Source organism: Marinobacterium sp. BA1 (genome assembly GCF_041155135.1).
Classification (GTDB): Bacteria; Pseudomonadota; Gammaproteobacteria; order Pseudomonadales; family Balneatricaceae; genus Marinobacterium; species Marinobacterium iners.
In genome coordinates, this window is record NZ_BAAFHC010000001.1 from 1,585,563 (window position 1) to 1,599,443 (window position 13,881).

The following is a 13,881-nucleotide window of genomic DNA, read 5'->3' on the forward strand; positions in this document are numbered from 1 at the left end:
CTAATATCAAAACACACCTTTTAAAGGGGGCTGACACATGCTGTCGACCATAGAACTGCTGGAAGTGACCAACTTTCCCACGATACGCCGCGACAGAACACAGACCCTGCAGGTCAATTTGGGCTATCGCTGTAACCAGACCTGTGTGCATTGCCACGTCAATGCCGGCCCCAATCGTACCGAGATGATGAGCGATGCGTTGATTGACCTGATCCCTCAGGTACTGAAAACACGCAAAATCGACACTCTGGATCTGACCGGCGGCGCACCGGAAATGCACCCGCGCTTTCGCGAACTGGTACGCGCTGCGCGTGCGCTGGGCGTGAAGGTGATCGACCGCTGCAACCTGACCATTCTGTTTGAAGATGATCAGACCGGCCTGGCCGAGTTTCTCGCCGAACAGCAGGTGGAGATCGTGGCCTCCCTGCCCTGCTACTCGGTTGAAAACGTGGACAAACAGCGCGGCAAGGGAGTGTTTGACCTGAGCATTGCAGGGCTGCAGAAACTGAACGCACTTGGTTATGGCCAGCCCGGTTCCGGTTTGGTGCTCAACCTGGTCTACAACCCGCAGGGCCCTTCGCTGCCGCCGCCGCAGCAGGCACTGGAGGCCGACTACACACGTGAGCTGGCCGAACACTTCGGTATTGTCTTCAATCAGCTGTTTACCATCACCAACATGCCGATCAAGCGATTCGGCTCAATGCTGTTATCCAAAGGCCAGTTTGAACCCTACATGCAACTGTTGAAGGACAACTTCAGCCAGACCAATCTGGATAACCTGATGTGCCGCAGCACCATCAGCGTGGACTGGCAGGGCCGGTTGTATGACTGCGACTTCAACCAGCAACTGGAGATGCCCATACCGGGCAAGCGGCGCAGCCTTAAGGAACTGCTCGACACCGATCTGATCCACAACCCGATCTGTACCGGCGATCACTGCTATGGTTGCACGGCGGGTCAGGGCAGCAGCTGTGGTGGCGCTATCGGAGACAAGGGATGAAAAAGCTGCTGATACTGGCCATCCTTGCAGCCGTTGCCGGTGCCTTCTTTATGCTGGACCTGCACCACTGGCTGACACTGGAAGGGCTCAAGTCGGGTCTGGGCCAGTTTGAACAGTGGCGCAGTCAGTTTCCGCTGTTGATGGCCGGCGGTTTCTTTCTTCTGTATGTGGTCGTGACCGCGCTGTCACTGCCCGGTGCCGCCGTCATGACCGTTGCTGCCGGCGCTCTGTTCGGCCTGCTTCAAGGCACACTGCTGGTATCCTTTGCATCCACCATCGGCGCCACCCTGGCGTTCCTGGTGTCGCGCTATCTGCTGCGTGATGCGGTACAGCAACGTTTCGGTTCACGACTGGCAGCCATCAATCGCGGTATTGAGCGAGACGGGGCGTTCTACCTGTTCACCCTGAGGCTGGTACCGGCATTTCCCTTTTTCCTGATCAACCTGCTGATGGGCCTCACGCCGATCAAGGCCTGGACCTTCTACTGGGTCAGCCAGATCGGCATGCTGGCCGGCACGCTGGTCTACGTGAATGCCGGCACCCAGATTGCCCAGCTTGAAAGCCTGTCCGGCATTCTCTCGCCTGATCTGCTGATCTCCTTCGCGCTGCTGGGCCTGTTCCCGCTGCTGGCGAAGAAGGTGACTGGATTGATTCAGCGCCGCCGGGTTTATGCCCGCTGGAAAAAACCGGCGCGCTTTGACCGTAACCTGATCGTGATCGGCGCGGGCGCCGGGGGGTTGGTGTCGTCCTACATCGCGGCCGCCGTGAACGCCAAAGTGACCCTGATCGAAGCCCACAAAATGGGCGGCGACTGCCTCAACTACGGCTGCGTCCCCAGCAAGGCGCTGATCAAGAGCGCCCGTGTCGCCCATCAGATGAAGCACGCCGAGCGCTATGGTCTTGAAGCGACCAACCCGAGTTTTTCCTTCCGTACCGTCATGGCACGTATCCATGAGGTGATCCGTCAGGTAGAGCCTCATGACAGCGTTGAGCGCTATACCGGGCTGGGTGTCGAAGTCCTTCAGGGGCATGCCAGCCTGATTGATCCCTGGACGGTGGAGATCCGCCTGCACGATGGCAGCCGCCAGCGTCTGACTGCCCGCAGCATCATTCTCGCCACCGGCGCCAGCCCGGTCGTGCCGCCACTGCCGGGACTGGACGAGACCGGCTATGTCACCAGCGATACCCTGTGGGACAGGTTTGCTGAACTGGATACCCCACCGCAGCGGCTGATCGTGTTGGGTGGCGGCCCCATCGGCTGTGAGCTGGCACAAGGCTTTGCGCGTCTGGGATCAGACGTGACACAGGTACAGCGTGGCGCACGCCTGCTGCCGCGTGAGGATGAAGAGGTGGCCCAGCTGGTGCAAGCGTCCATGCAGGCCGACGGCGTTCAGGTTCTGACCGAACACGCCGCCCTGCGCACCGAGTGGCGAGAAGGTCGCAAGTTCCTGATCTGTGAGCACCAGGAACAGGAGACCGCGCTGGAATTCGACGAGCTGCTGATCGCCGTCGGCCGACAGCCACGCCTCACAGGCTATGGGCTGGAGACACTGGGGATTGAAACCCGGCGCACGGTCGTCACCAACGACTATCTGGAAACCCTCTACCCCAATATCTATGCCGTCGGCGATGTGGCCGGACCCTATCAATTCACCCATACGGCGGCCCATCAGGCGTGGTACGCCGCCGTCAATGCCCTGTTCGGGCAGTTCAAGCGCTTTCGCGCCGACTACCGCGTGATCCCCTGGACGACCTTCACCGACCCTGAAGTGGCACGGGTGGGTCTGAGCGAGCAGGAAGCGATTGAACAGGGCATCGCCTATGAGGTGACCCGTTACGATCTGGATGACCTGGATCGCGCCATTGCCGAGAGCGAACGCACCGGCTTCGTCAAGGTGCTCACGGCACCGGGCAAGGATCGCATTCTCGGCGTCTGTATCGCCGGCAGCCATTCTGGTGAACTGCTGGCCGAATTTGTGCTGGCGATGAAACACGGGCTGGGCCTGAACAAGGTATTGGGCACCATTCATACCTACCCCACCTGGGCCGAAGCCAACAAGTATGCGGCCGGTGAATGGAAAAAAGCACACGCCCCCGAAGCCGCCATGAAATGGCTGCAGCGCTACCACAGCTGGAGGAGGGGCTGAGATGTCCTCCCGGGCCGATCTGGCGATCGTGGTGCCGGTCTTGAACGAGATCGAGACACTGCCCCTGTTGTTGGAGCATCTGCGTCACTGGCAGCAGCGCGGTGTCGAGGTGCTGCTGGTCGATGGCGGCAGTCGTGATCACACCGCCGAAACCGCTCGGGCATTGGACTTCAGAGTACTGGATGCCGCGCGCGGTCGCGCCACTCAAATGAACAGCGGCGCACGAGCCTGCACGGCCAACAATCTGCTGTTCCTGCATGCCGATACCCGCCTGCCGGACGGGGCGGATCAAGCGGTACTGGCTGCGCTTGCCAATCTCCCTCATGCCTGGGGTCGCTTCGATGTGCAAATTGAAGGACGTTCACGCATGTTGCCGCTGATCGCCCGCCTGATGAACCTGCGCTCCCGCCTGAGCGGCATCGCCACAGGCGATCAGGCACTGTTCATGAGCCGTGAGCTGTTCGAGCGGGTCGGCGGCTTCCCCGAGCAGCCGTTGATGGAAGACATCGAGATCAGCAAACGCCTGAAGTCGGTCGTCGCCCCCATCTGTTTGCGCCAGACCGTCATCACCTCCGGCCGGCGCTGGGACAGCCGTGGCAGCTGGCGCACCATCCTGCTGATGTGGCAACTGCGCTGGGCCTACTGGCGTGGCACCCCGGCACAACAACTGGCGGAGCGCTATCGATGAACGCACTACGCATCATCATCATCGCCAAGGAACCCCGGCCAGGCCTTGCCAAGACCCGGCTGATTCCGGCATTGGGGGCGCAGGGGGCCGCCGAACTGGCCGACCGGCTATTACACCACGCGGTAACACAGGCACTGGCGGCGGATCTGGGGCCGGTGGAACTGTGTGTGACTCCGGATCGGCATGCCGACTATTGGCACCACTGGCATAACAATGACCGGATCGAACTGACCGAACAATCCGATGGTGATCTGGGTCAGCGCATGGCCACAGCCGCTCAACGGGGGCTGGCATCAGGACTGCCGGTGATGCTGATCGGCACCGACTGCCCGCAGCTGGAAGCACCAAAGCTGCAGGCCATGGCTACCACGCTGATGAAACAAGATGCCTGCCTCTGCCCCGTGCTGGATGGCGGCTACTCCCTGCTGGGGCTGCGCCGATTTGATGCATCCCTGTTCAGCGATATGCCATGGAGTACGGATCAGGTAACAACGCTGACCCGTGATCGCCTCAGGCAACTGGGCTGGCGCTGGCATGAAAGTGAGCCGCTCTGGGATCTGGACGAGCCCGACGATCTGGTGCGACTGCAACACTATCCATCACTGTCAGGACATTCGATATGAGAAGCTGCTTGCTGTGTGCCACTGTTTTGAGCGCATCGCTGTGTACGCCAGCCCTGTCGGGGGCTGAAGTCGTCATGCTGGGTGATTTCAGCCGCTACAGCAGCCTGCCGCAGGAACCCTGGCAGCTGGTACGTTTCGAGGACAACATCCCGGCAACTCAATATGGCCTGCGCCAACATCATGGGGTTGCAGCTGTTGAAGCCAGTGCCGAAGCCGCCATGGCGCTGCTGGCGAGGCCACTGCAAGCAGACCTGGATCAAACACCAGTGCTCTGCTGGCGCTGGTGGGTCGACAGCCCCATCGAGCAGGCTGATATGACCACCAAGGCGGGCGATGATTATGCCGCCCGTGTCTACGTCACCTTTGACCTGCCCGACAGTGCCATGAGCCTCGGCACACGCATGAAGCTGGGCCTGGCCCGCACGGTGCACGGCGATGACCTGCCGGATGCCGCCATCAACTATATCTGGGACAACCGCCATCCCATCGGCACAACGGCGGATAACGCCTATACCGACCGCGCCCGGATGCTGGTACTGCGCAGCGGCAGGGACGACACCGGCCGCTGGGTGGAAGAGCGTCGCAATCTGCTGAAAGATCTGCAGCAACTCTTTGGTGCCGACTCGGCCCGCACGCTGCAACTGGCCATAGCGTCTGACAGCGACAATACCGGTGTTCAAACCGGCGCCCTGTTTGCGGATCTCCATCTGGTTACCGCCGAGGCGCCGTGCCGGTTTCCTGCCGCTGCAGCCTCACCGTCTAACTCCAACAACCTGACTGACACGAACGGGAACTGAGATGAACACTCCGCTGGCTGTTTTGATTATGATCGTGGCTGCCTTCTCGCTGTATCTGTCCCGCCAAAGGACACAGGAAAACGGCTTTTTCCATGGCCGCTCTGCCGAAGGCGATGCACCGGGGCTAATCACGCTGATTTTCTCTCAGGTCACCACCTGGATCTTTGCCCGTTCGCTGCTTAATGCCGCCATTCTGGGCTTTTATTACGGTATTTGGGGCACGCTTGCCTACGCCGCCTATTACCTGTCGTTTTTTACCGGCGCCCTGATCATCGACCACTTGCGCTTTCGGCAGGGGCACGCGAGCATTCAGGCCTTCCTGCATGAACGCTTTGGTCACTGGGGCACCCGCTGCTACAACTTGGTGATCGGCGTACGTCTGATCAGCGAGGTGTTCGCCAACCTGCTGGTAATCGGCATTCTGTTCGGTGTGGCCGGTTCTCAGGCCTATACCCTGGCGGTACTGGCCGTGTCGCTTGTGACCCTGATCTATTCCATGCTCGGTGGCCTGCACGCCAGCCTGCGCACCGACCTGTTCCAGATGCTGGTGTTCCTTGCAGTGCTGGGGCTGCTGCTGATTTTTGCCGTGGCCGGAGGTCACTTTTCTGTCGCCCTGCTCGATTTCAAGCCCTTTGAGATCAGTGATCCCGGCCCCATTTTGCTGTTGGTCGCCCTGCTGCAGGTGTGGAGCTACCCGATGCACGACCCGGTGATGATGGATCGTGGCTTCCTTGCCGACCGCCGCACCACCTGGCGCAGCTTCATCCATGCCGGCTGGATCAGCACCCTGTGCATTCTCGCCTTTGGTTCACTGGGCGTTATTGCCGGTGCCGGTGCTTTTAGTGGTGAAGACATGAACCAGGCGCTGACGCGATTGTTGGGTGAATGGCCCATGCTGCTGTTCAGCGCCACGCTGGTAATTTCGGCCATGTCGACCCTGGACAGCACCCTGTCCAGTTCAGCCAAACTGGTAGTGATGGACATGAAGCTGGTCCCGGCACAGGTGAACAACGGCCGTATCGCCATGGTGCTGTTCATGCTGCTGGGGCTGGCGCTGGTGTTCTGGGGCAACAAGGATCTGTTCAGCGCCGTGGCGGTCAGCGGTACCGCGTCCATGTACCTGGCCCCGGTCATCTTTTTCAGCCTGTGGGGCAATCAACGCGACATTCCGCTATGGAGCTATCTGGGCAGCTTTGTTGTAGCCCTTGGGGGCGCGGTGCTCTATTTCACCGAGTCCTCGGGCTACAGCGCTCTGTTGGGCGAGTCGCACAAGTACACCAAGCTGCTGTGGATCTCACTGGCCGTGCTGATCATCGGCTGCCTGATGTTCCAGATCGGCAGCCTGAGTGCCCGCCGCCCCCGACCAGCGGACAGCCGGATGCAGGTACAGCCATGATGATCAATCGGAAGAGGGATCTGGAACAGTTGAACGGGCCTGTATTGCTGTTTGGTGGTCCCTACAGCAACCTGGCCGCCACCGAAGCGATGCAGGCCGAAGCACAGCGGCTGCAAATTCCGCCCGAGCGGATCATCTGCACCGGCGATATCATCGCCTACTGCGCCGAGCCCGTGGAAACCCTTGAGCTGATCCGGCGTTGGGGCATCCATGTGGTACAGGGCAACTGTGAGCAGTCATTGGGGGCCGGCGCGCCCGACTGCGGCTGCGGATTTGACGCCGACAGCAGCTGCTCACTGCTGTCGATCGAGTGGTATCGCTACGCCAGCCAACGGGTCAGCCCGGAGCAGCAGCGCTGGATGGCCGAGCTGCCGGGGCAGCTGGATTTTCAGCTGGGCCCGCTCCAATTCAGCGTGGTACACGGCAGCACTCAAAGCATCAACGAGTTCATCTTCCCGGGTACTGCGCAGTCACTGAAGCAGGCACGTCTGTCAGCCACCACTGCCGATGCAGTGGTCGGGGGACATTGCGGTATTCCGTTTGGCGAGCGGCTTGAGTGTGGCTACTGGCTTAACGCCGGTGTGATCGGCATGCCCGCCAATGACGGGACTCGGGATGGCTGGTATCTGCTGCTGGAACCCGACAGCGATGGCGTCATGGCCCATTGGCACCGACTGCCGTATCAGGCCCAGACAAGCCGGCAACGGATGCAACAGGCGGACTTGTGTGATGCATACGCGCAGGCACTGACAAGCGGGCGCTGGCCCAGTACCGATATTCTGCCGGAGGCAGATCGACTGGAGCCAGCCACCCCGCTGAAGCCTCAGACGCTGCGCCTGAGTTACTGAGCCCAGGCCAGTGTCCTGGGTTTGCTGTCGGTTCCCACAAACAGGTGCCCCACATCGGGCACCGCGTAGCAGCGGTCACCACGCTTGGGCTGACGCCGGTTGAATTCGGCGTGGCTGATACCCACTTCCCAGATCTCGTCACCGGCCCAGCCATCAGGGCGCAGCTCAACCCTAACCTCAGAGCCGATCAGGCTGACGGCCTCGATGTTGAACGGCAGGTAGGCATGTTCGGATGGCTGCTCGACCAGCCTGACCTCATGCGGACGAAGACAGAGTTGTGCCTCGCCTTGCTGTGCGGCCTGCGGCAGCCTGACCCAAGCGTCCCCCTGACTCAGTCGATCGCTTTCGATCTGTCCCGAGAGTACATTCACATGCCCCAGAAAATCGAACACGAAGCGGCTTTCCGGTCGGGCATAGAGTTCTGTGGGTGTATTGACCTGCTCCACCCGACCATGACTCATTACCACGACCTGATCGGACAGCTCCAGCGCCTCCTCCTGATCGTGAGTCACGAAGATGCTGGTAAAGTGGAATTCGTCATGCAGGCTGCGCAGCCAGCGGCGCAAGTCCTTGCGCACTTTCGCGTCCAGCGCCCCGAACGGTTCATCCAGCAACAGAATCCGCGGCCGAGTGGCCAGCGCCCGTGCCAGGGCCACACGCTGCTTCTGTCCACCGGAGAGCTGGGCGGGATAGCGATCCGCCAGCTGCGGCAGCTGAATCATCTCCAGCAGCTCCTTCACCCGCTTGGCGATTTCAGCTTTTGCCGGCCGCTCGCGGCGCGGCAACGATTCCAGACCAAAGGCGATGTTTTGCGCCACCGTCAGGTTGCGAAACAGGGCATAGTGCTGGAATACGAAACCGATATTGCGATCGCGCACATGCAGTTTGCTCACATCCTGATCACCAAACAGAATGCGGCCCTGATCATTGCTTTCAAGTCCCGCAATGATGCGGAGCAACGTCGTCTTGCCGGAACCGGATGGTCCCAGCAGGGCCGTCAGCTGGCCTTCGGGAATCTCCAGATTCACGTCATGCAGCGCCTGAAAGTTGCCGAAGAACTTGTTTACCCGTTCAATTCTGATGGTCATGCGCCGGTCCTGTCACTCGGTGTTTCCACGGTTTCGCGGCTTTGATGCCACTCCACAAACCCTTTTACCGCCAGCGTCAGCACCGCGATGCCCGCCAGCAGGGAGGCACTGGCAAAGGCCCCCACGATGTTGTAATCCTGATACAGCAGCTCCACATGCAGCGGCAAGGTATTGGTCTCGCCACGGATATTGCCGGACACCACCGACACGGCGCCGAATTCGCCCACCGCCCGTGCGTTGGTCAGTACCACGCCGTAAATCAGCGCCCATTTGATATTGGGCAACGTGATCTTGCGGAACAGCCGCCAGCCCGAAGCACCGAGCACCACTGCAGCCTCTTCCTCTTCACTGCCCTGCTGCTGCATCAGCGGGATCAGCTCACGGGCAACAAAGGGACAGGTCACGAACACGGTCACCATGACAATGCCCGGCCAGGCAAACATCAGCTGAACATCGTAGTCACTGAGCCAACTGCCCACCCAGCCGTTGTTGCCATATAGCACCAGGTAGAGCAAACCTGCCACCACCGGGGAGACCGCAAAGGGAATATCGATCAACGTGATCAACAGCTTGCGACCCGGAAAATTGAACCGGGTCACGGCCCAGGCCAGTGCGGTACCAAATACCAGATTCAGCGGCACGGTCAGTGCCGCTACCAGCAAGGTCAGGCCGATGGCGTGCAGGGTAATACTGTCGCTCAGGTTTTCAATATAGCCGGCGACACCGGCACTGAACGCCTGGGCAAAGATCATCACCAGCGGCACCAGTAACAGCAGTACAGCCAGCGTCAGGGTCAACCCGACCAACAGCCACTTCACCCAGGGCTGATCACCAATGCGGTTATGTTGTGCACGTCTCATGATCAATTACCGACCTGCCAGCCGGCGCAGAAACCGCGCCTGCCAAAGGTTGATTGAAAACAGCAGGACCAGCGATACCAGCAGCACCACGGATGCGATGGCACTGGCGGCGGCGTAGTCAAACTCCTGCAGCCGAATGAAGATCATCAGGCTGGTCACTTCACTCACATAGGGCATGTTGCCCGCAATAAAGATGATGGCGCCAAATTCACCCAGACTGCGGGTAAAAGAGAGCGCAATACCGGTCACCAGTGCCGGCCAGATCGCCGGAAACACCACCTGTCTGAATACGCGCAGATCGGTGGCTCCCAGTGTAATGGCGGCCTCTTCATCCTCAGGGGCCATATCTTCCAGCACGGGCTGAACGGTACGCACCACAAAGGGGATACTGGTGAACGACATGGCGACCACAATACCCAGCGGCGTAAAGGCCACATCGATCCCCAGCTGTGCCAGCCACTGACCGTACCAGCCGTTCTGTGAGAACAGGCCCGCCAGCGTAATGCCGGCAACCGCCGTCGGCAACGCGAAGGGCAGATCGACCATCGCATCCACCAGCCGCTTGCCCGGGAACTCGTACCGTACCAGCACCCACGCCAGCAACAGACCAAACGCGCCGTTGAAAAGTGAAGCCGCCAGGGCGGTCCAGAGCGTTACCTTGTAGGACTCAATCACGCGCGGGTCGGTTATGACCTGCCAAAAACGCGCCCAACCCATCCCCGAGGTTTCCATCACCAGTCCACTGATGGGCAGCAACAGCACCAGGCTGACGAAGAACAGGGATATGCCAAGGCTCAGTGCAAAGCCGGGCAGCACCCGCTTGCTTCTGCTGCCAAAAAGACGCCCCCCAAAGGGGGCGCCTGATGATTGTGGTACTGAGTGTTGCCGTGAGGTCACGTGGGGCTCCTAGCGACGCTGCAGCTGGTCCAGCTTGCCACCGCTGGCAAAATGTTCGTCCATCGCCTTCTGCCAGCTGCCGGTAATGGCCTGAATCGGCAGCAGCTCAACTTCAGGGAAACGATCCGCTGTTTCGGCTTTCACGACATCGTTGTGAACACGGTAGTTATAGCCGGCCAACAGACGCTGAGACGCTTCGGAGTACAGCTCTTCCAGATAGGCCTTGGCCAGATCGGTTGTGCCATTGCGCTCGTTATTGCTTTCCAGCCAGGTCACCGGGAATTCGGCCAGGAAGCTGACTTTCGGTGTCACCGCCTGATAGGCACCCTTATGGCTGTCGGCCAGGTTCAGAATTTCGCTCTCGAAGGTCAGCAGCACGTCACCAATGCCACGCTCAACAAAAGTGGTGGTGGCGCCGCGGCCGCCGGTATCGAACACTTTTACCTGTCGCAGCAACTTGGCCAGAAACTGGTCGATTTTTTCCTGATCACCGCCGAACACTTTCTGGGCGTAACCCAGTGCGGCCAAGTAGGTATAGCGACCGTTGCCGGACGTTTTCGGGTTCGGCATTACCAGTGCCACATCGTCACGAATCAGGTCATCCCAGTTCTGAATGTTCTTCGGGTTACCTTCACGAACCAGAAACGCCATGGTGGAGTAGTAGGGAGAACTGGCGTTGGGCAAACGCTCGGACCAGTCTGCCGGAATCAGATTGCCACGCTCATGCAGGATGTCGATATCAGTCACCTGGTTAAAGGTAACGACATCTGCACGCAGTCCCTGCAGAATGGCCTGGGCCTGCTTGGAAGAGCCCGCATGGGACTGTTTGATGGCAACGGTTTCACCGGTTTTTGCCTGCCAGTGAGCCTTGAAATGCTCGTTGTAGTCAGCGAACAGCTCACGGGCAATGTCGTATGATGTGTTAAGCAGTTCACGCTCTTCAGCCAGTACCGGCTGCGACAGCAGGGCAGCGCCCAAAGCAGCCGCCTTGATCCAGTTTTTCATCATTGCACCTTTCGTCAGGGTCTTAAGAATGGATTCTTTATAACAAAAGGAAATCAATAATCCAAATCTTATAATTTTATAGCCATATAGAAATTTGCTATAATCGCGCCCCTGCTAATATTCATCGATCTTGAGAGCGCTGTAATGCTGCAAAAAATCAAACAGGACTGGTTCTCCAATATCCGCAACGACTTGCTTGCGGGAACGGTTGTGGCACTGGCCCTGATTCCCGAGGCAATCGCCTTCTCCATCATTGCCGGTGTCGATCCCAAGGTTGGCCTCTATGCCTCTTTCTGTATCGCCGTCATCATCGCCTTTGTGGGCGGTCGCCCCGGGATGATCTCGGCCGCCACCGGTGCCATGGCGCTTTTGATGGTGACGCTGGTTAAGGAACATGGTCTGCAGTATCTGCTTGCCGCGACTCTGCTTACGGGCGTGATTCAGATTCTGGCGGGCTTTCTCAAGCTGGGTGACTTGATGCGCTTTGTATCGCGCTCGGTGGTAACCGGCTTCGTCAACGCGCTGGCCATCCTGATCTTCATGGCTCAGCTGCCCGAGCTGACCAACGTGACCTGGCATGTCTACGCCATGACGGCCGCCGGTCTGGGCATCATCTATCTTTTCCCCTATGTGCCGGTACTGGGCAAGAACCTGCCCTCCCCTCTGGTCTGCATCATCTCCATGACCGCTGTGGCCATGATCTTCGGCCTCGATATTCGCACCGTTGGCGACATGGGCGAGTTACCGGACACCCTGCCGATTTTCCTCTGGCCTGAAGTGCCGTTGAACCTTGAAACTCTGATGATCATCCTGCCCTACTCCCTTGGCCTGGCCGTTGTCGGCCTGCTGGAGTCCTTGATGACCGCCAACATCGTCGATGAGCTGACCGACACCAGCAGCGACCGCAACCGTGAGTGCAAGGGTCAGGGCATCGCCAATATCGGTTCGGGCCTGCTCGGCGGCATGGCCGGCTGTGCCATGATTGGCCAGTCGATCATCAACGTAAAATCCGGTGGTCGAGGACGCCTCTCCACTTTTGTGGCGGGTCTGTTCCTGATCATTCTGGTGGTGTTTCTGGACGAGTGGATCAGCCAGATCCCGATGGCGGCCCTGGTAGCCGTAATGATCATGGTGTCGATCGGCACCTTCTCCTGGGCATCGATTCGGGATCTGAAGAAACACCCGATGTCGACCAACGTGGTCATGATCGCCACCGTCGCCGTAGTGGTTGCAACACACAACCTGGCAATCGGTGTGTTCGTTGGGGTACTGCTGGCGTCGCTGTTCTTCGCCAACAAGGTGGGTCAGCACATGGCAATCCGCTCACACAAGGACGATGCCAGCGCCACCCGTACGTACACAGTGGTCGGACAGGTATTCTTCACCTCGGCGGAAAAATTCATCACTTCCTTTGATTTCAAGGAAGCGCTTGATAAGGTCGTAATCGACCTGAGCCAGGCTCATTTCTGGGATATTACGGCCGTTGGTTCACTGGACAAGGTCGTGCTCAAGTTCCGCCGCGAAGGTGTTGAGGTCGACGTTATTGGCCTCAATGAGGCCAGCCGCACCATCGTCGACAAACAGGCGATCCACAACAAGCCTGAAGCGGTCGAAAAATTCATGTCCGGGCATTAAGGGATACTGACCATGAGCAAGATTATTGCGTGTATCGATGGCTCACGGGCCGCCATCAACGTGTGTGCAGCCTCCGCCTGGGCCCAGCAGCAACTGAACGCACCGCTGGAGCTGCTGCATGTGCTGGAAAAAACCGACTACCCGGCCGAAGGCAACATGAGCGGCAACATTGGCCTTGGGACTCGTGAGCATCTGCTGGAAGAGCTGGCCGAGCTGGATGGCAAACGCAGCCGCCTGATGCTGGAGCAGGGCCGTTTCATGCTGGCCGAAGCCCGCAAGCAGGTGGAAGAAGCCGGTGTATCCAATGAACAGATCAGCGAGCTGCAACGCCACGATTTTCTGGTCGATACCCTGCTGGAGTTCGAGCCGGATACCCGCCTGCTGGTGATGGGACGTCAGGGTGAAGCCCATGACAGCGCCAGTGATGCCGTCGGCAGCCATCTGGAAAATGTCACCCGTACGCTGCAAAAACCGATTCTGGTGGCACTGGACAACTTCAAGGCCCCCGAACGCTTTATGCTCGCCTATGACGGCAGTGTAACGGCCAACAAGGCGCTGAAAATGGTTGCCCAAAGCCCGCTGTTCAAAGGCATTCCCTGCCACCTGGTAATGGCAGGCAAACGCCTTGAGCGTCAGCGTGAGCAGCTGGCCAATGCCAAAACCATGCTGGAAGGAGCGGGGTTTGATGTAACAACCGCCGAGCTGGAGCAGGAAGAGGTGCGTACGGCATTACTGGCTTACGTCGAAGAACAGCAGATCGACATGCTGGTGATGGGGGCTTGGGGCCACTCCCGTATCCGCCAGTTTCTGCTGGGCAGCATGACCCACTGGATGCTGCATAACAGCAAGGTTCCGCTGCTGCTGTTGCGCTGATCAGTGCGCCGGGGCCCTGTTGTT

Annotated in this window: 13 protein-coding genes; 9 read left to right on the forward strand and 4 right to left on the reverse strand. The window is 59.3% G+C overall.

The window, feature by feature from the left end; all coding sequences use genetic code 11:
• Positions 1-37 precede the first annotated feature (37 nt).
• Genes arsS through ACAM29_RS07820 form a run of 7 tightly spaced genes read left to right on the forward strand, consistent with a single transcriptional unit; the run spans position 38 to position 7,499 of the window.
• A complete protein-coding gene (arsS, locus tag ACAM29_RS07790; protein WP_369623772.1) occupies positions 38-1,000 on the forward strand; it encodes an arsenosugar biosynthesis radical SAM (seleno)protein ArsS in 963 nt (320 codons plus the stop codon).
• Positions 997-3,147, forward strand: coding sequence for an FAD-dependent oxidoreductase (locus tag ACAM29_RS07795; RefSeq protein ID WP_369623773.1), 2,151 nt, complete (start codon positions 997-999; stop codon positions 3,145-3,147). Before arsS ends, ACAM29_RS07795 begins: the two co-directional genes overlap by 4 nt.
• A 1-nt stretch (position 3,148) precedes the next feature.
• Entirely contained in the window at positions 3,149-3,835 is a 687-nt protein-coding gene (locus ACAM29_RS07800) for a TIGR04283 family arsenosugar biosynthesis glycosyltransferase (RefSeq protein WP_369623774.1), read from the forward strand.
• On the forward strand, positions 3,832-4,458 hold the full coding sequence (locus ACAM29_RS07805; protein ID WP_369623775.1) for a TIGR04282 family arsenosugar biosynthesis glycosyltransferase: 627 nt from the start codon (positions 3,832-3,834) through the stop codon (positions 4,456-4,458). The genes ACAM29_RS07800 and ACAM29_RS07805 overlap by 4 nt, the downstream gene beginning before the upstream one ends.
• Complete coding sequence (locus tag ACAM29_RS07810) at positions 4,455-5,255, forward strand: DUF3047 domain-containing protein (RefSeq protein WP_369623776.1); 801 nt, start codon at positions 4,455-4,457, stop codon at positions 5,253-5,255. The genes ACAM29_RS07805 and ACAM29_RS07810 overlap by 4 nt, the downstream gene beginning before the upstream one ends.
• Position 5,256: 1 nt before the next feature.
• Entirely contained in the window at positions 5,257-6,651 is a 1,395-nt protein-coding gene (locus tag ACAM29_RS07815; protein ID WP_369623777.1) for a sodium:proline symporter, read from the forward strand.
• Positions 6,648-7,499 carry a metallophosphoesterase gene (locus tag ACAM29_RS07820; protein WP_369623778.1) on the forward strand — a complete coding sequence of 284 codons (852 nt, stop codon included), beginning with the start codon at positions 6,648-6,650 and terminating at the stop codon, positions 7,497-7,499. The genes ACAM29_RS07815 and ACAM29_RS07820 overlap by 4 nt, the downstream gene beginning before the upstream one ends.
• Here the strand turns inward: ACAM29_RS07820 and ACAM29_RS07825 are convergent.
• From ACAM29_RS07825 to cysP, 4 genes are read right to left on the reverse strand one after another with little or no spacing between them, the layout of a single operon-like run.
• The gene (locus ACAM29_RS07825; RefSeq protein ID WP_091827101.1) at positions 7,493-8,587 is read right to left on the reverse strand and encodes a sulfate/molybdate ABC transporter ATP-binding protein; all 1,095 of its coding nucleotides are present in this window, start codon (positions 8,585-8,587) and stop codon (positions 7,493-7,495) included. The genes ACAM29_RS07820 and ACAM29_RS07825 overlap by 7 nt on opposite strands.
• A complete protein-coding gene (gene cysW, locus ACAM29_RS07830; protein ID WP_206840854.1) occupies positions 8,584-9,447 on the reverse strand; it encodes a sulfate ABC transporter permease subunit CysW in 864 nt (287 codons plus the stop codon). The genes ACAM29_RS07825 and cysW overlap by 4 nt, the downstream gene beginning before the upstream one ends.
• Positions 9,448-9,453: 6 nt before the next feature.
• Positions 9,454-10,344, reverse strand: coding sequence for a sulfate/thiosulfate ABC transporter permease CysT (cysT, locus tag ACAM29_RS07835; protein ID WP_091827100.1), 891 nt, complete (start codon positions 10,342-10,344; stop codon positions 9,454-9,456).
• A 9-nt stretch (positions 10,345-10,353) separates the two neighbouring features.
• The gene (gene cysP / locus ACAM29_RS07840; RefSeq protein ID WP_091827099.1) at positions 10,354-11,349 is read right to left on the reverse strand and encodes a thiosulfate ABC transporter substrate-binding protein CysP; all 996 of its coding nucleotides are present in this window, start codon (positions 11,347-11,349) and stop codon (positions 10,354-10,356) included.
• A gap of 144 nt (positions 11,350-11,493) precedes the next feature.
• Between cysP and ACAM29_RS07845 the strand changes: the two genes are divergently transcribed.
• Both ACAM29_RS07845 and ACAM29_RS07850 read left to right on the forward strand, forming a co-directional pair.
• Entirely contained in the window at positions 11,494-12,984 is a 1,491-nt protein-coding gene (locus ACAM29_RS07845; protein ID WP_206840852.1) for a SulP family inorganic anion transporter, read from the forward strand.
• Positions 12,985-12,996: 12 nt separating this feature from the next.
• A complete protein-coding gene (locus tag ACAM29_RS07850; RefSeq protein WP_369623779.1) occupies positions 12,997-13,857 on the forward strand; it encodes a universal stress protein in 861 nt (286 codons plus the stop codon).
• Positions 13,858-13,881: the final 24 nt, after the last annotated feature.

Coding starts and splice junctions, on each gene's coding strand:
- cysP (WP_091827099.1), bottom strand. CDS start 11,349: ATGAAAAACTGGATCAAGGCGGCTGCTTTGGGCGCTGCCCTGCTGTCG.
- ACAM29_RS07825 (WP_091827101.1), bottom strand. CDS start 8,587: ATGACCATCAGAATTGAACGGGTAAACAAGTTCTTCGGCAACTTTCAG.
- ACAM29_RS07850 (WP_369623779.1), top strand. CDS start 12,997: ATGAGCAAGATTATTGCGTGTATCGATGGCTCACGGGCCGCCATCAAC.
- ACAM29_RS07795 (WP_369623773.1), top strand. CDS start 997: ATGAAAAAGCTGCTGATACTGGCCATCCTTGCAGCCGTTGCCGGTGCC.
- ACAM29_RS07800 (WP_369623774.1), top strand. CDS start 3,149: ATGTCCTCCCGGGCCGATCTGGCGATCGTGGTGCCGGTCTTGAACGAG.
- ACAM29_RS07805 (WP_369623775.1), top strand. CDS start 3,832: ATGAACGCACTACGCATCATCATCATCGCCAAGGAACCCCGGCCAGGC.
- arsS (WP_369623772.1), top strand. CDS start 38: ATGCTGTCGACCATAGAACTGCTGGAAGTGACCAACTTTCCCACGATA.
- ACAM29_RS07845 (WP_206840852.1), top strand. CDS start 11,494: ATGCTGCAAAAAATCAAACAGGACTGGTTCTCCAATATCCGCAACGAC.
- ACAM29_RS07815 (WP_369623777.1), top strand. CDS start 5,257: ATGAACACTCCGCTGGCTGTTTTGATTATGATCGTGGCTGCCTTCTCG.
- ACAM29_RS07820 (WP_369623778.1), top strand. CDS start 6,648: ATGATGATCAATCGGAAGAGGGATCTGGAACAGTTGAACGGGCCTGTA.
- cysW (WP_206840854.1), bottom strand. CDS start 9,447: ATGAGACGTGCACAACATAACCGCATTGGTGATCAGCCCTGGGTGAAG.
- ACAM29_RS07810 (WP_369623776.1), top strand. CDS start 4,455: ATGAGAAGCTGCTTGCTGTGTGCCACTGTTTTGAGCGCATCGCTGTGT.